This window comes from Teredinibacter turnerae T7901 (assembly GCF_000023025.1).
Classification (GTDB): domain Bacteria; phylum Pseudomonadota; class Gammaproteobacteria; order Pseudomonadales; family Cellvibrionaceae; genus Teredinibacter; species Teredinibacter turnerae_B.
In genome coordinates this window covers 1,348,382-1,367,253 of sequence record NC_012997.1, presented here as the reverse complement: position 1 = coordinate 1,367,253, position 18,872 = coordinate 1,348,382, and the positions used below count along the sequence as shown (strand labels likewise).

Below are 18,872 nucleotides of genomic sequence, written 5' to 3'. Positions count from 1 at the left end.
TCCCCCGCTGAGTGCTGGTAGAAAGTGGGTTTTGTTGCAAGCCTATAGCAGAAAAGACGCAAAGAAATTTTCTTGGCGCCTTCCCCGTGTTCCCTATCTTAGACAACAATAGCCTAAGCGATAATGCTCTTTATTTTTAACCTAGAGCATTCATTAACCGTAACTCTCCGTCTTCCTTCAACTTGCGTGCCAATTCAAGGAACACCTCTTCGGGTATCTGTCGAATCAACTCGCCGGAGTCACCATCAACCACTTTAATTACGGTACGCTCAAGATCCTCGTCCACAGTAAATTGCAGGTCTCGATGAATGGTTTGCACGTAATCATTTATCGATGCCACCATTTTATTTAAGTCCACCTCTGGCTCTTTTGCAGCTTGTGACTGCGCAGAGGAGGTTTCGTCAACATCCTGACTTTGCTGCACTTTATCTGCGGACACCGGCAATTTGTTGCCGCCAGTGGTCCGAGCCTCAACAGCCCCCTTTGATGAAGCAGAGACGGCCCCCAGTTGGCTGGCCGGTGCTGAACTTCTTACTTCAATCATGGGTTTATCCTCTCTTTTGCGTCAGCGGGCGCGAAGCCCGCCGTTGCCTGGGTAATCTTCAGTAACTACTTAGCTGACGATTACTGTAAGAGTGAAAGTACTTGTTGAGGTCTTGCGTTCGCCTGAGCAAGCATGGCTTGCGACGCTTGCTGCAGTACTTGCGCGCGACTTAATTGCGCCGTTTCTGAGGCAAAGTCCGCATCCATAATCCGAGAGCGCGATGCTGCCGTTTTCTCAGAAATGTTTGCCAGGTTAGACACTGTAAAGTCGAGGCGGTTATTGATCGCACCCAAGTCTGAACGGGTGTCGTTAATCTGCTCCAGGGCGGAGTCGATAACATCAATCGCTCGCTGCGCGTTCGCCGCGGTGGAAATATCCACCCCGCGAATGGAACCAGCACCGACTGCCGCGTTCTGCTCGTTCAAACCGGTAATACCGTAAACGTTGGCTGCAGTGGCATTGGAACCGTACTCAATGGCAATGGGGTCGCCACTGGTCGCACGTAAGCCAATTTTGTTATTTGCACCGTCACCAGCTTCGAAGGCAACAACACCGGTTTCGCTCGACAGTTTGTTGATTTGATCAATCACTTCAGTAACAGTGCCTGCGATATCGGTACCCGCTTCAATTTTACCGATTTCCACACCGTTGATGATCAGATCGCCCGCGTTAATATCGGCACTGGCGTTCGCGGTTAATGCCGCACCAAGCAGGTTGCCATCGTCGTCTTGAACGTTCAGACCGAGCGCGTCTATTTCCGCTGCCGTTGCACCGGTACCGGCTTCAATTTTAACGCCAGCGCCTGTGCCACTGGTGTCGGTAAATACCAGCGAGAATTTGTTGATAATGCCATTACCACCAACACCCGTACCACTGAAACCAGAGGCTTCCTGGGCCGCTGTGGTGTTACCGGTCACTTCAATCGATTCAACACCTTCAGCACTCAATACCAGTTTACCGTCGTCGGACAGGCTGGCGCTCACGATGGTTTCATTATTAATCTTATCGACCAGTTCATCCATGCTGGTTGTACCGGTAAGGATGAAGGTTTGCAGGTTGCCGTCACCGTCTTCCACTTCAATCTGCATGGTGTCGGTGCCTTCGATCAGCTGACCGTCACCGGCAGATGCCGCTTCCACGGAAACCAATGTAGAGACTTCTGCGCCCTTACCTTCCAGGTCGGCATTAATAATTTCCAGTGCGTCGTTCACGGTTGCGGCGGTGCTCAGCGAGCTGATAGCCACATCGTTAATAACCAGTTCATCACCGCCAGCCAGCGCGCTCAACGAACCAACACCGGCAGTGCCGCTGCCCACAGCCGCACCAATCACATCGCCGCCTGCGCCACCCAGGTTGGATGAATTAAAGCCGCGAATATTAAAGCTGATGGTCTGGTTGGATTCAGAACCCACCTGCAGATTCACATCGCCCAGGCTGCCGTCCAGAATATTCTGGCCGTTGAATGAGGTGGTATCCGCGATACGGTCGATTTCAGCTTTCAGCTGCTGTACTTCCGCATCCAGCGTGGTGCGGTCGTCATCAGAGTAGATACCGTTCGAAGACTGGATAGCCAGTTCGCGCATACGCTGCAGGATGTTGGTGGTTTCGTCCAACGCACCTTCAGCGGTTTGAATTAATGAAATACCGTCGTTCGCGTTACGCACCGCCTGGTCCAAACCACGGATCTGCGATGTTTGACGGTTAGAAATCGCAAGACCCGCCGCGTCATCCGCAGCAGAGTTGATGCGCTTACCCGATGCCAGGCGTTCACTCGCTTTATCCAGAGCGGCACCGGACTGAAGCAGCTGACGCTGGGCATTCAGTGAGGGAATATTACTGTTAACGACTAAAGGCATGGTAAGCCTCCCACAATATAAATGTTGAAATATGACCTACGCAGGCCAAGTGTTAGCTATCCAAGGCTAATGGAACCAACCTCGTGTACCCAGGGTATCGGCCCTCACAATCAAAACTTTAGTAGTAATTTTATACAGATTGTTGGTACGCAACTGGCACTTTAAACAACATAAAACTGAGCAAAACCTGTTATTTATCGCTATATTTCAATAACTTAAGCCTCAATAACGTATTCGCAGGGCCCGCCCCCCTACATACCCAGCCCCAGAAGAGTTAAGACGAAATTCGCATTGATACTAAACTTCTTAAGCAAATGAGAAATATCATGCCGCCTGGACTAACCTTCAACACAGTAGCGCTAAATACCTGCTCACCTCGCCCTACAGACCAACAATTGCTAAACGGCACACTCTATGAACACTACCGAAGACAATGTCCGCGTTCTGGTAACCGGCGCAGATGGCTTTATTGGCTCCCACCTGGTGGAGCGGCTCCTTCAGCAAGGTTATAAAGTTAGGGCTCTGGCGCAATACAATTCGCTGAACCACTGGGGCTGGCTCGAAGACGTGCCAGCACACCCGCATTTGGAAATCATCACCGGAGATATTCTGGACGCGACCTGTTGCCGAGAAATCACGCGTGACATTCACACCGTGTTTCACCTGGCCGCGCTGATCGCGATCCCGTTTTCCTACCGCGCGCCTTCACGCTATATCGAGACCAACGTTACCGGCACGCTAAATATGTGTCAGGCAGCGCTAGACCAGGGCGTGGTTCGATTTCTGCAAACCTCCACCAGCGAGGTATATGGCACCGCGCAATATGTACCTATCGATGAGGCGCATCCACTGCAAGCGCAATCGCCCTACAGTGCGTCTAAAATTGGCGCCGACGCACTGGCAACCAGTTTCCACCGTTCTTTTGAGTTGCCGCTCACCATCGTGCGGCCGTTTAACACCTATGGGCCACGCCAGTCTGCGCGCGCAGTCATTCCCACCATCATTACTCAGATCGCTGCAGGTGCCGAATCTATCCAACTGGGCGATCTCTCCCCTACGCGGGATTTTTCTTTTGTTACGGATACCTGCGACGGGTTTATCGCACTGGCAAACTGCCCGCAGGCAATTGGTGAAACGGTAAACGTGGGCAGCAACTTTGAAATATCGGTTGCCGATACACTGGAAAAAATTCGCGAAATTATGGGCAGCAACGTCAAGTTTATGACAGACCAAGCGCGACTGCGTCCAAGTGCGTCTGAAGTTATGCGGCTCTGGTGCGATAACAGTAAGTATCGGGCGCTAACCGGCAAGCAACCCGAATTTTCAATCGACGATGGCTTACGGGCGACCATCGAATGGTTCTGCAAGCCGGAAAACCTGGCGAAATATAAACCGGGTATTTACAACGTTTAAATCACTACAGGTAATAGCGCCATGTACGACGCGTTTATAGCGCAACTTAGGGAACAGGCGGGAACAAAGGAACGCATCGCACTTCATCAGCCAGTATTTCCCGGCAATGAAAAACAGTATTTAAACGACGCGATAGATTCCACTTTTGTTTCCAGCGTTGGCCCCTATGTGGATAAGTTCGAAGCAGCCATGAGTGTTGTCACCCGTGCGCCCTGCGCAATTGCCACATCGACTGGCACTGCCGCACTGCATGTCGCGCTTAAGACTGTCGGCGTCGGCTCTGGCGATTTGGTCATCACGCAACCACTGACTTTTGTTGCTACCTGCAATGCCATTCACTATTGCGGCGCCGAACCCGCGTTTGTGGATATCGACCCGCAAAATTTCGGTCTCGATCCGCACGCGCTGGAACGCTGGCTCGATGAATACGCCTATATCGACGACCAGGAAAACTGTCGCCATAGAGCGACGAATAAAAAAATTTCTGCTTGCGTCCCAATGCATAGCTTCGGTTTGCCCGCCGCTATTTTGCTGTTGTTAAAAGTCTGCGAACAATGGCGAATTCCGTTGGTTGAAGATGCCGCCGAAGCACTCGGCAGTGAATTTCGCGGGCAGGCAATGGGCACGTTTGGCCGCATGGGAGTGCTGAGTTTTAACGGCAATAAAATAATTACTACCGGGGGCGGTGGTATGGTCCTTGCTCAAACCCCTGAGGATGCCGCCCGTGTCAAACATTTGACTACCACCGCGAAACGCCTGGACGACTTTGCCATGTTTCACGACGAGGTCGGGTTTAATTACCGCATGCCGAATATCAATGCGGCAGTTGGCCTGGCGCAACTGGAGCAATTGAATAATTTTGTCGCGCGCAAGCGTGCGTTAGCAAAGCAGTACCAGCAGTGGTTACCGGAGTTCGGCCTGCAGTTTGTGGATGAACCCGCAGATACCCACGCAAACTTCTGGCTGATAACCGCTGTGTGCCAGAGCAAACAGCAGCGCGATATGCTGCTGACACAGACGCAGGCGAACGGAATTGAAACTCGCCCCGCCTGGGCGTTAATGCATCGCCTGCCGATGTATCAACACTGCTTGCACGACGGTTTAACCGTGGCAACCCAATTGGCGGAGCGGCTTATTAATTTACCCAGTTAACACCCATTCCAGTAGGGGACACATGAATAAAGTCGGTATTTTTGGTTGCGCAGGTTTTGCCCGAGAATGCGCCGACATCGCCTACGCGATGGGCCTGCACCCGATACTTATTGCCTACGAAGCCAATGAAAAAGCGGCGCTCAAAGGTGACTATGATTGCCTTCTGGAAAGTGAATTACCTGCAAATCACACGCTGCCGCTTGCGATAGGTATCGGCGACAACGGGGTGCGACAAAAAATAGCCGAACGTTATTTTGAGCAGGAATTTATTAATCTCATTCACCCGAGTGCAACGTTTGGGTATCAACAAAAAAACGCAGTCGACCAAAAGCGGGGATTAATTATTGCCGCGGGTGTGCGCCTGACCAACCAGATCGCACTGGGCGATTTCTGCATTCTCAACCTCAATGCAACCATCGGACACGACTGTATTCTGGATGCATTTGTAAACGTCGCCCCGGGCGCCAATATCTCGGGCAACGTACATATTCAATCTGGCTGCTGGATCGGCACCAACGCCGCCATCAACCAGGGCTCAGAGTCCGCAAAGCTCATCATCGGTGAAAATACCATTGTCGGTTCCGGCTCCGTGGTGACCAAACCCTGCGACAGCAATGCCGTTTACGCCGGCGTACCGGCCGTGAGAAAAAAATGAGCACGCTGATTATCGCAGAAGCCGGGGTTAACCATAATGGCGATTTAGCGAGGGCGCTGGATCTGGTTCGCTGTGCGGCAGAGGCCGGCGCAGACTATGTAAAATTTCAGACCTTTGTAACCGGCGAGAATATCACCCGCCATGCGCCAAAAGCACGCTACCAACAAGAGACCACCGGCAACACAGAAAACCAATACGATATGGTTGCCGCGCTGGAACTAACGGCCACAGATTTTTACGACATTAAAGCCGCCTGCGATAAATACAATATCGGTTTTTTATCCACCGCTTTTGACTTCCCCAGCGCCGATGTATTGCAGAAAATTGGTGTGGACTACATCAAAATTCCCTCTGGTGATCTCACAAACTTACCCTTATTACGATACCAGGCGCAGTTTGGCCGGCCATTTTTAATTTCCACCGGCATGGCAACCTGCGACGATATTAAAGCTGCAATTGCCGCACTGGAAAACTGCGATATTCAGCGCAGCACTATAACCCTGCTCCACTGCACGACTGAATACCCGGCGCCCTACAGCGAATTAAATCTGCGGGCGCTCCACACTCTGGCGGAAACATTCGGCACTCGTGTTGGTTATTCCGATCACAGTTTGGGTATTGAAGTCCCGATTGCCGCGGTGGCAATGGGCGCGTCGGTGATCGAAAAACACTTTACCCTGGACTGCAATCTGCCGGGGCCGGACCACCGCGCCAGCCTTCCGCCAGACCAGTTGGCGGCGATGGTCAGCGCCATCCGCCATATCGACACGGCCATGGGCGATGGAATAAAACGACCGACCCATAGTGAACAGGCCAACCGGCTTATCGCGCGCAAATCTATTGTCGCCCGCACCGCCATCAACGCAGGCGACATTTTTTCTATCGACAATCTCGCGGTAAAACGCCCAGGGACCGGGATCAGCCCGATGAACTGGGATGAAGTTATTGGCCGCCAGGCCAAGCGCGATTATTCACCCGACGAGTTGATAGAACTGTGAAAACGCGTCTGTGCATTGTTACCGGCTCGCGCGCAGACTTCGGTTTGCTGCGCTGGCTAATGCAGGATATTGCTGACAGCGATAACTTTGAGCTGCAAGTGATTGCGGTGGGATCACACCTGAGTACAACCTTCGGCGAAACCCGCGCAGAAATAACCGCCGCCGGGTTTTGCCTGGATGCCACCGTCGATATTACGATGCCGGCCGACAGCCCCGCAGACATTTGCCGCTACACCGGCACGGCCATGGCACGGTTTGCCGATACCTACCAACAGTTACAGCCACAACTGATAATTGTGCTGGGTGACCGCTACGAAATATTTGCCGCTGCCAGCGCAGCACTGTTTTGCGGTTACCCGCTCGCGCATTTAATGGGGGGCGAGCTGTCTGAGGGCGCAATTGATGAAGCCCTACGCCACAGCATTTCGAAAATGGCCTCGCTGCATTTTGTCGCCAACGACACCTATCGCCAACGGGTGATCCAACTCGGCGAGCCACCTGAGCGCGTGTTTACTGTCGGCGGTATGGGAGTAGATGCATTACATCGAAGCACACCCTTATCACGCGTGGAACTGGAGCAAACTCTTGGCGCACCCTTGTTGGAAAGGAATCTGCTCGTAACGTTTCACCCGGCAACCCTCGCAACGACTAACACCACGACAGATGAAAGCCCCGATGCGCAAATGCAGGCGTTGCTTGATGCGCTAACTGCACTAGACCAAACGCGTATTATCATCACCTTCCCCAACGCGGATGCCGGGCACAAGCGATTGATTTCTGCGATAACCCAATTCTGCGCAGACAATCCCAACGCCCTCCACTTTGCATCGCTCGGCCAGCAGCGCTATCTGTCGTTAATGCGTTATGTGGATGCGGTTGTCGGCAATTCGTCAAGCGGTCTGGCAGAGGCACCCAGCTTCGGCATCCCCACGGTCAATATTGGCGATCGGCAGCGCGGCCGGATGAAGGCAAGCAGTGTTCTGGATTGCCCGCCACAGCCAACAGCTATACTTGAAGCAATACAGTTGTGCTATCAACCGGAAATTCGCGCACGGGCGAAAAACTGCGTCAATCCCTACGGCGACCCCGGCGCGGCAAAACGCATTGTCACCGCATTGGAATCCATTCCGCTTACCGGTTTACGCAACAAACATTTCCACGATATAGCTGTGCCACCGTCGAGAACGGAGGCATAGACAACGATGATTATGAATGTAACCAGCTGGCGCAGTGCACTACTCGACGCGAACGCATCCATCCGGGACGCGATTGAAAGTCTGGACCGTAGCTCCCTGCAGATTGCACTCGTTGTTTCGCCAGAATTACAACTGCTGGGCACCGTAACCGACGGCGATATTCGGCGCGCATTGATTAAAGGCGTAGAACTTACCAGCCCGATTAACGGGGTGATGAACCAGCGCCCCTTGGTCGTGCCACCCAAATTGGGTAAAACCGCGGTATTGCAGCTGATGCAGGCCAATAAAATTTTGCAATTGCCCGAAGTGAATGAACACGGCCAGGTGTGCGGGCTCCATTTACTGGAAGATATGGTCGCGCCGCCAGCGCTCGAAAATACATTGGTCATAATGGCGGGGGGCAAAGGTACACGGCTGCGCCCGCTCACCCAAAACTGTCCGAAACCCATGCTGCCTGTGGGTGGCAAGCCCATGCTGGAGCATATTGTCCTTCGCGCTAAATCCGAGGGGATAGGCCGCGTAGTTATGGCGATCAATTATCTCGGCGAAATGATCGAAGAATATTTTGGCGACGGCAGTGCATGGCAAATGGACATCAGTTATTTGAGGGAACAAAACGCGCTCGGCACCGCAGGCGCACTAAGCATGCTCCCAGATAAACCCGAAGCCCCTATTTTAGTGTGCAACGGCGACGTACTTACCGATATTCACTATGCAGACTTCCTGGATTTTCATCATAAAAACCAGGCAGTCGCGACCATGGCGGTTAAGCAACACGAGTGGAGGAATCCGTTTGGCGTGGTACGCACGGATGGTGTGGACATCGTCAGCTTCGATGAAAAACCCATCAGCCGCTGCCACATCAATGCTGGAATATATGTGTTATCGCCAGCCGCCATGACCTACTTGCAACCGAACAGCGCTTGTGACATGCCAGGGCTGTTCGAAAAAATTCAAGCTGATAGCGGCAAGATTATCGCTTACCCCATGCACGAACCCTGGCTGGATGTGGGACGCCCGGATGATCTCGCTCAGGCACGTCAGGCCCATACTACCGAGGCACGATTATGAAAATTGCCCCCAGCCCAGAAACCGATCTATCGCGCTTTAACGCCCCGGCAGATCAACTGGACGTACTTTACGGGCTGCCACGTGATGTGCAATTTTGCACCCGCTGCAATATGTCGAACCAACAGCCCATGTCGAGTAACGAATACGCGCATGGCAAGGATTCAAAAAAGCGCACCCTCGCGTTCGATGAACACGGTGTTTGCCATGCATGCCGTTTTAATGACTTAAAAGAAAGCGGCGAGATTGACTGGGCAGAGCGCGAAGCCGGGTTACAGGAACTGTGCGATCGCTTCCGGCGAAACGACGGCAGTTACGACTGCATCGTGGGTGGCAGCGGCGGCAAAGACAGCGGCATGCAGGCCCATTTACTGAAATACAAGTACGGTATGAATCCGTTAACCGTAACCTGGTCGCCGCACTTATATACCGATATCGGCTGGAAAAATTTCCAAAACTGGATTCACGTCGGCGGTTTTGACAATTACCTCTATACCCCCAACGGTAAAATTCACCGGCTGCTCACCCGCAACGCCACAATCAATTTAATGCACCCGTTTCAGCCCTTTATTCTTGGGCAAAAAACCTTTGTCGCAAAAATGGCAGTGCGTTTTAATATTCCGCTTATTTTTTATGGCGAGATGCCCGGCGAATATGGCGAACAGATTTCTCACAAAACATCGAGCTATGCGGCCCGTTCCGAGAATGCCGAAAGCGAAGGTTTCTCGCTGGATTTTCTAGCCGGCAAAGACGTGCGTGATGTTCTTCTCGGCGGGAAACCCGTCGGCGAATACCTTGACGAAGGCACAGCCCTGGTTGACCTGATGAGCTATCTCCCCACCGACCCGGACCTGCTCGAAAAGAAAGGCATCGAGTTTAAATACCTCGGCTACTACAAAAAATGGGTACCACAAGAAGCCTACTACTATTCTGTGGAACACAACGGCTTTGAAGCCAACCCGGTGCGCACCGAGGGCACCTACTCCAAATACAACAGTCTGGATGACAAAGTCGATGGCTTTTTCTACTACACCCGCTGGATAAAATTTGGCGTTGGCCGCGCGATGATGGATTCCGCCCAGGAAATTCGCAATCACCATATTACCCGCGATGAAGGTCAGGCTTTAATGGCCCGCTTTGAAGGCGAATACCCGGCCCGTTACGAAAGCGAATTTCTCGATTACATCAGCATGTCCCGCGAAGAGCTGTTTGACTTGATGGATAAATTCCGTTCGCCGCACCTGTGGAAAGTGGAAGACGGCTGCTGGACACTGCGCCACACGCCCTACTAACCCCTACTTGTCCTGAATATACACATGAGTACGCACAGTGTTTTAACATTAATTCCCGCCCGCGCAGGCTCCAAAGGCCTGCCGGGTAAGAACGTTCGGCCATTAGCGGGCAAACCTTTAGTGTGCCACACCATCGAACAAGCCCTGGCCGCCCGCTGTGTAACAACAACCGTGCTAAGCTCCGATGATCAGAGCCTGCTAAATCACACAAATAGTTATTCACAATGCAAACCACTGCTGCGACCAGAAGCCCTGGCCAGCGACGAAAGCCCGATGACATTGGTCGCAATGCACGCGCTAGAAAAATTTCCCGACTACCGGTATTTGCTGCTATTGCAACCCACATCCCCCTTGCGCACCAGTGCAGATATCGATAAAGCGTTCGATCTGTTAACGCAAAATCATGCCACGTCGTGTGTTTCCGTCTGTGCTACCCAGGAATCGCCCTTTTGGATGTATTTGCAAGACGAACAGCACCGACTCGAGCCGATTATAGGAACCGATACTTTTACACGACGGCAGGATTTACCCAAAACCTTCCGCCTTAACGGCGCGCTCTACCTGATTGACACAGCGCAATTTAAAAAAGCGCCAGTATTTGTACAACCCGACACCCTCGCCTATGAAATGCCGGTGGAGCGCTCCATCGATATAGACACACTCGATGACTTCACACGTTGCGAAAAATGGTTGCAACAAACGGGAGCGCAGCAGTGAAAAGTCTCAACCCGCCATCTACGCGCTTTATTGCACGCCTGGATGTTAAAGGCGATCAATTAATAAAAGCCATTCATTTAGAGGGCTTGCGGGTCGTGGGCGATCCACAGATATACGCAAAACGATATTACGAGCAGGGAGCAGACGAACTGCTTTATATCGATTTGGTTGCCAGCCTTTACGGTCGCAATAAACTAAAAGACATTGTAAGCCGCACGGCACAGGATATTTTTATACCGCTCACCGTGGGTGGCGGTATTCGCAGTGTGGAAGATGTAACAGAACTACTCGCAGCGGGCGCCGATAAAGTGGCGATAAATACTGCAGCCGTTGCCAACCCTGCACTGATCGAGCAAGTGGCATTGCGGTTTGGTTCTCAATGTATGGTTCTTTCTATAGAAGCCAAAAGGCTCGGGGAAGATCGCTGGGAGGTTTACACAGACTGCGCGCGCGAGAGTAGCGGGCGTGATGTTATCGCATGGGCAAAAGAGGCGGTAGAGCGCGGAGCCGGAGAAATATTATTAACCTCGATTGACCAGGAAGGTACCCGCAAAGGTTTTGACACCGCTCTCACCGCCGCAGTTGCTGAAACCGTTAGAGTGCCGGTAATAGCCAGCGGTGGTTACGGCCAGCCGGAGCATATTAATGCGATTACCCATCAGGGGTCCGCAAATGCAATTGCCTTTGCGGACGCGTTACATTTCGAGCGCGAAACTATCGCCAGTTTGAAAAGCTATGGTGCAGAAGCCGGGTTACGCGTGAGGTCTTTACTGTGAGAGTCGTAATTGTTGACTATGGTATGGGTAATGTATTCAGTGTCGCGCGCGCACTCCAGTTTTGTGGCCACACAACGGAACTCACCGCAAACGACGCGAGCATTCAGTCCGCCGATGCGGTGATATTACCGGGCGTCGGTGCTATTGGCGCAGCCATGCTGGAACTTAAACAGCGCGGGCTGGATGCAAGCTTGCGCCGCTTCGCGGAGCGCGAACGTCCACTGCTCGGCATCTGCTTGGGAATGCAGGCACTCGCAACAATCAGTGAAGAATTTGGCACCCACGCCTGTTTAAATTTAATCCCCGGCCAAATCAAAAAGATTCAACCGGAACACGATGGAATGAAAGTGCCGAACATCGGCTGGTACGCAATGCAAGGGTCAACAGCCCAAGGCTGGCAGGGCACCAGCTTTGATGGCCTAGAAGAAAACGCCGCTACCTATTTTGTGCATTCCTATCAATTTATTCCCGACAACGCTACTGACGCCATAGCATTTTACCGCTGGGGGAATCAATCAATTACCGCGGCGGTTCAGAGAAATAATATCCTCGGCACCCAGTTTCACCCTGAGAAAAGTGGCCCCGAAGGCCTTAAATTATTGCAACATATTTTTTGATAAGCGAAGCACCAGCAACCAGGGCCTGTTGACAATGGTTCAATCCGCCCTGCATGCAATCCCGAATGAGAAAGCTCCGCCAATTCGCCCTGTACACGCATGAGCCGGACTCGTTGAAATGCACAGCAGCGAGTAAATAATTGGCCCAAATTTAGAAGGTTTATGAGTATGTCCGAAGCGCTACAGCAATTACTACGACAAGCTGAACTGCAGAAGCTGCAATTGGAAACCAGCTTGATGTACCAAAAAAATCTAGCGCTGTTTAAAGAGCGTTTTCCCAGTATCTATCAGCTATTTGAAAAACACCAAAGTACAGACGTACAACTGGCGGTAGATAATCAGGGCAATCTCAATTTAATAAATCAGAAGGGGAAGCACTATGTTTACAATTCCTCACCCGCTGAACTCTCCAAAAAACAGGTCGACCGATTTAGCAAACACACAAAAGTAAGAAAATTCCGCATTCCCGAGTCGCCCATTTATAACCCTGAGCACCTCTATATCCCTAAGTTAAACGAGATGGTGCAGGAGTACCAAAAGTATTCTGCTGCAAGGGAAAACGCATGCCCACAATTTATCGTCAACCTGATGTTAAGTGGCATTGGGCTTGGGTACCAAATACCCATGCTTCTGGAAAGGTTTGATATTCAACACCTGTTCCTCTACGAAAATTGCAAGGATACATTCCACGCGAGCCTGCACGTGATCGACTGGCAACCGATACTGAATTACTTTCGCGAGAGCGGTCGCTCTATCACGTTCTGTATTGGTGTTGACCCGCGCAAAGCCCTGGCCCAGGTGGAGTTTTCGATTCGCAAGCTCGGCTTGCACACCCACATGTTTACCTTTGTGTTTCAGCATTCCCAACGCAAAGAAGAGCTCGACTTTATCAAGATATATGAAAGTGAAATTCGTTCATTTATTGGTGGCGTTGGCTATTTTGATGATGAGCAGATAGGTTTAGGGCACGCTTATCACAATTTGCGCAGTGACCATGCGGTATTCAAAATACCGGAATTTAGATCCCGCTTTGAAAGGCTGGCGGTAGTCGCAAATGGCCCGTCGCTTGACGACCACCTCGAGTACCTGAAGCAAAACAGCGATAAAATCTTGATTTTATCCTGCGGTTCCGCACTGGGCTCACTTTACCGCGCAGGCATAACGCCAGATTTCCACGTCGAAATGGAGCGGGACTATGCGATGACAGACTACATCAAATTCGATACGCCTGCTGAATTCCGAAAGAATATCACCCTGCTCTGCTTGCACTCCGTTGCGCCAGAAACACTCAATCAATTTGGCGATGCCTGTTACGCGGTGAAAGTGCACGATGCTGGCGCCAGGTTAATCCACGACTACTACAAGCCGCAAAAGCTGGTGGAACTAGCCTTTTGCAACCCTACGGTTTCCAACTGTGCACTCGCGTTCGCCGTTTATATGGGGTTTAGCAATATTCATTTAATCGGCACCGATTTCGGGATACCCGACGACAGTCAGCATCACTCCAAAAACAGTCTGCACTACCAGATGGAGCAAGCACTGGAAGACGGTGAAACTTTTGATTACAGCTACAGCAACTCCGACGATCTGTTCCGGGAAGCCAACTTCGGCGGCACCATTAAAACCCACCAAGTACTGGATATCTCACGCGTCGCTATTGAAAGACTGTTGGATTTTGCAGTAAAGAAAACGCCCGAATTCACTTGCGACAACAGCAACAAAGGGGCCAAAATCCGCCACGCCATGCCGGTTGATTTGGCGGATATTGACGATTTTCCAGTACTGGACAAACCGTCGTTAATTAAGCAGATTAAACAAACCCACTTCCACCACTATACAAACAGCGCCTTCGAAAAAATCACCTCAGATGCCCTGCTAAAAAAATTCTATGCAGTGCAAGCGTCGGTGAAGCTGCGCGATGATATTCCCAATGATAAAGCACTGGTGCAGGAGCTGGATCGCATCACCAAAACGGTATCCGAAGAATACGACCCCATTACACATCAACTACTGCGCGGTTCGCTCAGTTGCTTCTTCGGTAGCATTGTCGAAAACAGCCTATACGCGACCGATCCGGATCAATTCCAGCATCAACTCAACCTCGGCCGTAAACACTACAACCGATTTATCGATTTAATTTACGAAAGGGCCCGGGCGGAACCATTTAAAGTCGACGATTTCCCGCTACAACTACTGCAAAAAATGCGGGAGAAGAAAGGTACTGGAGCACACGGCTAAAACCGATTAACACAAATTCGATTTATTCTGTTGTGGTTGAAGTTTTGCTATTGAGTAAACCGGCGCCCCAATATCAGTTAAAAAAGACAGGTTCAGGCAGGTCAATTTGGGCCAATAGAGATATTCGCTAAAAAAATGACTCCACTTTGCTTTGTCAGACCCTTAAACAATAGAATCCGCGAATACAACGCGAATCGAGAACTTTCTCTGGTTTGAGCAATCCTTGGTCATATCAAACCCGAGAGCGGGCTTTTCACTGCATTCCCACCCATTTGCAGAACGTGAGTGTAAATCTGCGTCGTGCGTAAGTCTGCGTGCCCAAGCTGCTCCTGAACCGTGCGAATATCTGTACCAGACTGCAATAAGTGCGTTGCAAACGAATGCCTTAGTGTGTGCGCACTTACAGTTTTGCTAATAGCTGCAACGCCTGCAGCTTTCCTAACCGCTTTTTGCAAACCCGTTTCGCAAATATGATGACTTGCCAAGTGCCCCGTCTCTGGGTCAATACTTAGTCTGGATGATGGAAATAGGTAATGCCACTCCAGTTCTTTCGATGCAGAGGTATACTTTCGACGCAAGGCTGATGGCAACCAAACACCGCCGTATTTTGGATTGTTGATATCAAGCGCGAGATAGCGCTCGACAACAGACGTTTGCACCCGCAGAGGCGCAAGCAATTCAGGCGCTACCGTCACAGTACGATGCTTTCCGCCTTTGCCATTCCAGATTCTGATACAGCAATATTCAAAATCAATATCATGGACTCTTAGCCTAACCGATTCCATTAGCCTAAGACCACTGCCATACAACAACGCCGCTGGTAAAAAATAAACCGGAGATATACGCTCAAGTAGCCTTCTAACCTCATCAGGCGTCAGCACAACGGGTAGCTTTCTTGGCGCATGACTGTGAACAAAACGAAGAGTTTGAGATAGTGGCCGATTGACGATATCGCGATATAAAAAACTCAATGCATTCAACGCTAGCGCTTGTGTTTGAGCCGCCACGTTCCGCTCCAGTACGAGGTAACTGAGAAATAGTTCAACCTCCCGGTCTCCCATCTCCGCCGGGTGCCTCTTATTACTGTAAACAATAAAACGTCTAATCCACACGAGATAGGAGTCGATCGTACGCTTTGCGTAACGCCGTTGAAACATATAATCCTTAATAGACTTTAGAAAAGGCGAACGATCCATGTTCACTCCCGTACCGAAACCAACAATGCATACGTTATTATACTGTATATATAAACAGATCATACCAAATTGATAAGATTTGCATTAGTATGGAATCGATACGTATTTCGTGTAAGGTGGTTTTGGCGCCAAACTATCTTAAAGGTTTGATATATATAGATTTTTCTGCACAAAGTGACTAGGGACGCCGGAGTTATACGGAAATGCGCCGTGTTTAATTATGGATAAGTTCCATCTAATAAGATTGTTATGCGTAGAAGCAGATGAATGCACATCGAGTGAATATTGTTGGATTGCTGCAGCTGATCGCGAGCGAAGAGGAGCAGGAAAGGTACCAGGAAGAAGTTCCATTTGTTAGCGTTCCAAACGAAATGTGTTGTCAATGGTTTGATGACTTTTATCATCCTGATTTCAATGAGTTCGTAGCTGAGTTTACTGAGGAAGAGCTTCGGTCATTCAGTGAGTTCAATGATCTTTATGAAAAACATGTTGATTCACTACCGGAAACTCTGGATGACTTGAAAAGACATAGTGGCTGGGTAGAAGTCTCAGCGTTGGCAAATGAAATCGTTCAGTTATATGGCTGGAAGAATTTGACGCTTGAATATGATCCAGAGTAAAACGCATAACAAACCGCTGCACACCGACAAATACTGCTACGCTCGTTTTTGTGTGTCGCTGCGCTCCACTTTACACAAAAACGCTCTCCACAGTATTTGCGGGTGAGCGGGGCGTTATGCAATGAGTAGATTATGAGAATTATTGTACTAATAATATTTTGCTTACCTTTATATGGATTAACCAAAGAAAGCTGCGATCTAGATTCTATCGGATTAAGTGATCAATCTAGCGAAATTGAAAAACATTTTTATACTGGAACTTGTCATTATCGAAATGAAGATTATCAACTTTCAGTTAAAAGCTGGGAAATGCTCGCAAAGCTGGATCCAGTAGGAGATGAAGACGAGGAGTTAAAAGTTGATGTTTTGAACAATCTAGGATACATGAAGTTTTTTGGCTACGGGACAGCAGAAGATAAATCCACTGCAATTGATTATTGGACTCAGGCGATATTGCTCGGACACTATGAAGCTGAATATCATCTTTGTCATGCATATGCTGATATCGAAGAGCCAACCTATGATAAATCAAAAGCAAGAAAGCACTGTGAAAAGGCGAAGTTAATCTACAACGGAAAAGATAGCCCTGATACAGAAATATTGGATTCAATAGAGAAATATCTAAGAAAACTAGGTAAATAAGTGCATAACAAGGCGTCCAAACTCGTTTCGGGCCTTCGGCCCTGCACTGGACAGCCAAAGCTGCGCTACTTTTGTGCATTTGCTCCGCAAATTATTGCACAAAAGCATCACAACTTTGTCAGCCGTTTAACGCAGCGTTATGCATAGGTCGCTATGAACTACCTTTATATTTTTTTAGCAATAGTTTTGTTGATCACGGCTGGATTAGTTGTAGATCATTATCGTATGCGAAAAATTGCAATGAGTAGAGGTAAGCCTGATATATGCGCGTATGCAAGGTCTTTTGACTTTCGAAATACGGATACGAAGATCATGCGTGAGGTTTATAACAGTGTTCAAGAATGGGCAGGAAAGTATGACGGTATCGCTTTTCCGGTTCAGTCGTCAGATTCTTTCGAGTCATTGTACAAAATGGACCCTGATGATCTGGATGATATCTACATAGAGGTGGCTGAAAAACTAGGAATAAGTATCAAAGAAGCAGAGAAAAACCCATATTTTGAGCAGGTAAAAACCGTCAAAGATCTTGTTCTATTCTTAAACAATCAACCAAAGTTAAAAAATGCATAACAAAGTTGTCAAATTGACAGTGGAACCTAACCCGATAATGCACACACCTCCATATAACTTTGTTGGAGGTGACAAATGGCCAGAAGAAAACATTACAACTCATATGATGACGATTTCAAGGCGACAGCGGTAGCGCTAACGGAAATTCCTGGGGTGCAAGCAAACCATGTTGCTGAAGCGCTCGATATTCATGAAGTGATGCTATATCGTTGGCGAATGGAAATGCGACGAGGGCAGATTAGGGTGAAAAAGAAAAATATACAGATAGATCCAGATATTAAATCGGAGTTGAAAAGGCTGCGTAAGCTGGAGCGGGAGCACAATCTCTTGCAAGAAGAGCACGCCCTTTTAAAAAAAGCCATCCAGCACTCTTTGCAAAAAAAAGAGAAATCTTTGAATTCATCGACCTAAATAAGTCGCAGCACAGCATTGCGCTAATGTGCAGGTTGTATGGTGTAAGCAGACACGGTTACAACAGTTGGCGACGAAGGGGCGAGAGTAGGCGTAAGCGGGAAGATAGCGAGATCTACTCACTGATTAACCGTATTTTTCAAAAGCACCAAGGATGCTACGGAAGCCCGAAGATAACGCAGGAGCTACGCAAACAGGGGGTCAATGTAGGTCAGAAAAGGGTGGCCAGGCTCATGCAGGAGCACGGACTAAAGGCTGTAAAGGCCAGAATGTACAGGACAAAGGCTTATCAGCATGTATTTCAGAAAGCGAGCCCTAACCGAATAAAGGATTTTACCCCAACGGGAATTAATCAGCTTTGGGTAGCAGACGTGACCTATATCCGCATGCCAGATGAAAGCTGGCAATACCTATCGGTCATCATGGATCGCTACAGTCGTCGAATAATAAGTTGGTCTCTTGGAGAAAATCGTACAGCGGAATTGACGAGCAACACCCTTGCGAGGGCAATGCGGAATCGCAAAGGCGCGAAAAACGTTATTCTGCATTCAGACAAAGGGATAGAATATATCGCAACATCATTTAGAAGAAAGCTACACCACTACGGCATACAGCAAAGCATGAATGGTGTTAAGCAAATGAATGACAATGCGCATATCGAGTCTTTCTTTCAGGATTTTAAAACAGAAAGAATTAAGAGGAAGGCTTTTAATACGGTAGATGAGTTGAGGGGAATAATCAGCGAATACATGCGCTACTACAACCATGAGCGTTCGCATTCGGTGATTGGGTATATATCACCCGCTAAATTTGAGAGTAGAATAGCGGTTTAACAAACAGGTGTGTGCAAAAGCGGGTTAGGTTCCCAGTTTTTCCGTCGCTCCTTTTTGTGCTCAATAGCACAAACGGGC

Annotated in this window: 19 protein-coding genes; 16 read left to right on the top strand and 3 right to left on the bottom strand. The window is 49.5% G+C overall.

What is annotated here, in order from left to right:
* Positions 1-136: 136 nt before the first annotated feature.
* The gene (locus tag TERTU_RS05820) at positions 137-544 is read right to left on the bottom strand and encodes a flagellar protein FlaG (protein WP_015817424.1); all 408 of its coding nucleotides are present in this window, start codon (positions 542-544) and stop codon (positions 137-139) included.
* Between the two features lie 80 nt (positions 545-624).
* Positions 625-2,400, bottom strand: a complete 1,776-nt coding sequence (locus TERTU_RS05815) for a flagellin N-terminal helical domain-containing protein (protein ID WP_015819610.1) — start codon at positions 2,398-2,400, stop codon at positions 625-627.
* A gap of 414 nt (positions 2,401-2,814) precedes the next feature.
* Here TERTU_RS05815 and TERTU_RS05810 point away from each other — a divergent pair, with 414 nt between their 5' ends.
* From TERTU_RS05810 to TERTU_RS05760, 11 genes are all read left to right on the top strand, one after another.
* Entirely contained in the window at positions 2,815-3,813 is a 999-nt protein-coding gene (locus TERTU_RS05810; RefSeq protein WP_015819305.1) for an NAD-dependent 4,6-dehydratase LegB, read from the top strand.
* 21 nt (positions 3,814-3,834) lie between these two features.
* Complete coding sequence (locus TERTU_RS05805; RefSeq protein WP_015820532.1) at positions 3,835-4,965, top strand: LegC family aminotransferase; 1,131 nt, start codon at positions 3,835-3,837, stop codon at positions 4,963-4,965.
* A gap of 22 nt (positions 4,966-4,987) precedes the next feature.
* A complete protein-coding gene (locus TERTU_RS05800; RefSeq protein ID WP_015817028.1) occupies positions 4,988-5,620 on the top strand; it encodes an acetyltransferase in 633 nt (210 codons plus the stop codon).
* Positions 5,617-6,618 (top strand): N-acetylneuraminate synthase, encoded by a 1,002-nt coding sequence (gene neuB / locus TERTU_RS05795; RefSeq protein WP_015818568.1) that lies wholly within the window; start codon positions 5,617-5,619, stop codon positions 6,616-6,618. The genes TERTU_RS05800 and neuB overlap by 4 nt, the downstream gene beginning before the upstream one ends.
* A complete protein-coding gene (gene neuC / locus TERTU_RS05790; protein ID WP_015818296.1) occupies positions 6,615-7,814 on the top strand; it encodes a UDP-N-acetylglucosamine 2-epimerase in 1,200 nt (399 codons plus the stop codon). Before neuB ends, neuC begins: the two co-directional genes overlap by 4 nt.
* Positions 7,815-7,820: 6 nt before the next feature.
* Positions 7,821-8,885, top strand: coding sequence for a nucleotidyltransferase family protein (locus tag TERTU_RS05785; RefSeq protein ID WP_015819799.1), 1,065 nt, complete (start codon positions 7,821-7,823; stop codon positions 8,883-8,885).
* Positions 8,882-10,174, top strand: a complete 1,293-nt coding sequence (locus TERTU_RS05780) for an N-acetyl sugar amidotransferase (protein WP_015819487.1) — start codon at positions 8,882-8,884, stop codon at positions 10,172-10,174. Before TERTU_RS05785 ends, TERTU_RS05780 begins: the two co-directional genes overlap by 4 nt.
* Positions 10,175-10,198: 24 nt before the next feature.
* The gene (locus TERTU_RS05775) at positions 10,199-10,891 is read left to right on the top strand and encodes an acylneuraminate cytidylyltransferase family protein (RefSeq protein WP_015818917.1); all 693 of its coding nucleotides are present in this window, start codon (positions 10,199-10,201) and stop codon (positions 10,889-10,891) included.
* On the top strand, positions 10,888-11,667 hold the full coding sequence (gene hisF / locus TERTU_RS05770; RefSeq protein WP_015820671.1) for an imidazole glycerol phosphate synthase subunit HisF: 780 nt from the start codon (positions 10,888-10,890) through the stop codon (positions 11,665-11,667). The genes TERTU_RS05775 and hisF overlap by 4 nt, the downstream gene beginning before the upstream one ends.
* The gene (gene hisH, locus TERTU_RS05765; protein ID WP_015820889.1) at positions 11,664-12,284 is read left to right on the top strand and encodes an imidazole glycerol phosphate synthase subunit HisH; all 621 of its coding nucleotides are present in this window, start codon (positions 11,664-11,666) and stop codon (positions 12,282-12,284) included. The genes hisF and hisH overlap by 4 nt, the downstream gene beginning before the upstream one ends.
* Before the next feature lie 162 nt (positions 12,285-12,446).
* On the top strand, positions 12,447-14,522 hold the full coding sequence (locus TERTU_RS05760) for a motility associated factor glycosyltransferase family protein (protein ID WP_228378276.1): 2,076 nt from the start codon (positions 12,447-12,449) through the stop codon (positions 14,520-14,522).
* A gap of 227 nt (positions 14,523-14,749) precedes the next feature.
* Here the strand turns inward: TERTU_RS05760 and TERTU_RS05755 are convergent, their stop codons facing one another.
* Positions 14,750-15,718 carry an integron integrase gene (locus TERTU_RS05755; RefSeq protein WP_015817860.1) on the bottom strand — a complete coding sequence of 323 codons (969 nt, stop codon included), beginning with the start codon at positions 15,716-15,718 and terminating at the stop codon, positions 14,750-14,752.
* Between the two features lie 263 nt (positions 15,719-15,981).
* Here TERTU_RS05755 and TERTU_RS05750 point away from each other — a divergent pair, with 263 nt between their 5' ends.
* From TERTU_RS05750 to TERTU_RS21950, 5 genes are all read left to right on the top strand, one after another.
* On the top strand, positions 15,982-16,338 hold the full coding sequence (locus TERTU_RS05750; protein ID WP_041590079.1) for a hypothetical protein: 357 nt from the start codon (positions 15,982-15,984) through the stop codon (positions 16,336-16,338).
* A gap of 132 nt (positions 16,339-16,470) precedes the next feature.
* Positions 16,471-16,980: an SEL1-like repeat protein gene (locus TERTU_RS05745; protein WP_015820111.1), complete on the top strand. Its 510-nt coding sequence runs from the start codon at positions 16,471-16,473 to the stop codon at positions 16,978-16,980.
* 153 nt (positions 16,981-17,133) lie between these two features.
* Complete coding sequence (locus TERTU_RS05740) at positions 17,134-17,550, top strand: hypothetical protein (protein WP_041590078.1); 417 nt, start codon at positions 17,134-17,136, stop codon at positions 17,548-17,550.
* A 75-nt stretch (positions 17,551-17,625) separates the two neighbouring features.
* A complete protein-coding gene (locus tag TERTU_RS05735; protein ID WP_015818494.1) occupies positions 17,626-17,961 on the top strand; it encodes a transposase in 336 nt (111 codons plus the stop codon).
* A complete protein-coding gene (locus TERTU_RS21950; RefSeq protein ID WP_228378313.1) occupies positions 17,940-18,794 on the top strand; it encodes an IS3 family transposase in 855 nt (284 codons plus the stop codon). The genes TERTU_RS05735 and TERTU_RS21950 overlap by 22 nt, the downstream gene beginning before the upstream one ends.
* Positions 18,795-18,872 lie beyond the last annotated feature (78 nt).

Coding starts and splice junctions, on each gene's coding strand:
- TERTU_RS05820 (WP_015817424.1), bottom strand. CDS start 544: ATGATTGAAGTAAGAAGTTCAGCACCGGCCAGCCAACTGGGGGCCGTC.
- TERTU_RS05815 (WP_015819610.1), bottom strand. CDS start 2,400: ATGCCTTTAGTCGTTAACAGTAATATTCCCTCACTGAATGCCCAGCGT.
- TERTU_RS05810 (WP_015819305.1), top strand. CDS start 2,815: ATGAACACTACCGAAGACAATGTCCGCGTTCTGGTAACCGGCGCAGAT.
- TERTU_RS05805 (WP_015820532.1), top strand. CDS start 3,835: ATGTACGACGCGTTTATAGCGCAACTTAGGGAACAGGCGGGAACAAAG.
- TERTU_RS05800 (WP_015817028.1), top strand. CDS start 4,988: ATGAATAAAGTCGGTATTTTTGGTTGCGCAGGTTTTGCCCGAGAATGC.
- neuB (WP_015818568.1), top strand. CDS start 5,617: ATGAGCACGCTGATTATCGCAGAAGCCGGGGTTAACCATAATGGCGAT.
- TERTU_RS05785 (WP_015819799.1), top strand. CDS start 7,821: ATGATTATGAATGTAACCAGCTGGCGCAGTGCACTACTCGACGCGAAC.
- TERTU_RS05780 (WP_015819487.1), top strand. CDS start 8,882: ATGAAAATTGCCCCCAGCCCAGAAACCGATCTATCGCGCTTTAACGCC.
- TERTU_RS05775 (WP_015818917.1), top strand. CDS start 10,199: ATGAGTACGCACAGTGTTTTAACATTAATTCCCGCCCGCGCAGGCTCC.
- TERTU_RS05760 (WP_228378276.1), top strand. CDS start 12,447: ATGAGTATGTCCGAAGCGCTACAGCAATTACTACGACAAGCTGAACTG.
- TERTU_RS05755 (WP_015817860.1), bottom strand. CDS start 15,718: ATGGATCGTTCGCCTTTTCTAAAGTCTATTAAGGATTATATGTTTCAA.
- TERTU_RS05750 (WP_041590079.1), top strand. CDS start 15,982: ATGAATGCACATCGAGTGAATATTGTTGGATTGCTGCAGCTGATCGCG.
- TERTU_RS05745 (WP_015820111.1), top strand. CDS start 16,471: ATGAGAATTATTGTACTAATAATATTTTGCTTACCTTTATATGGATTA.
- TERTU_RS05740 (WP_041590078.1), top strand. CDS start 17,134: ATGAACTACCTTTATATTTTTTTAGCAATAGTTTTGTTGATCACGGCT.
- TERTU_RS05735 (WP_015818494.1), top strand. CDS start 17,626: ATGGCCAGAAGAAAACATTACAACTCATATGATGACGATTTCAAGGCG.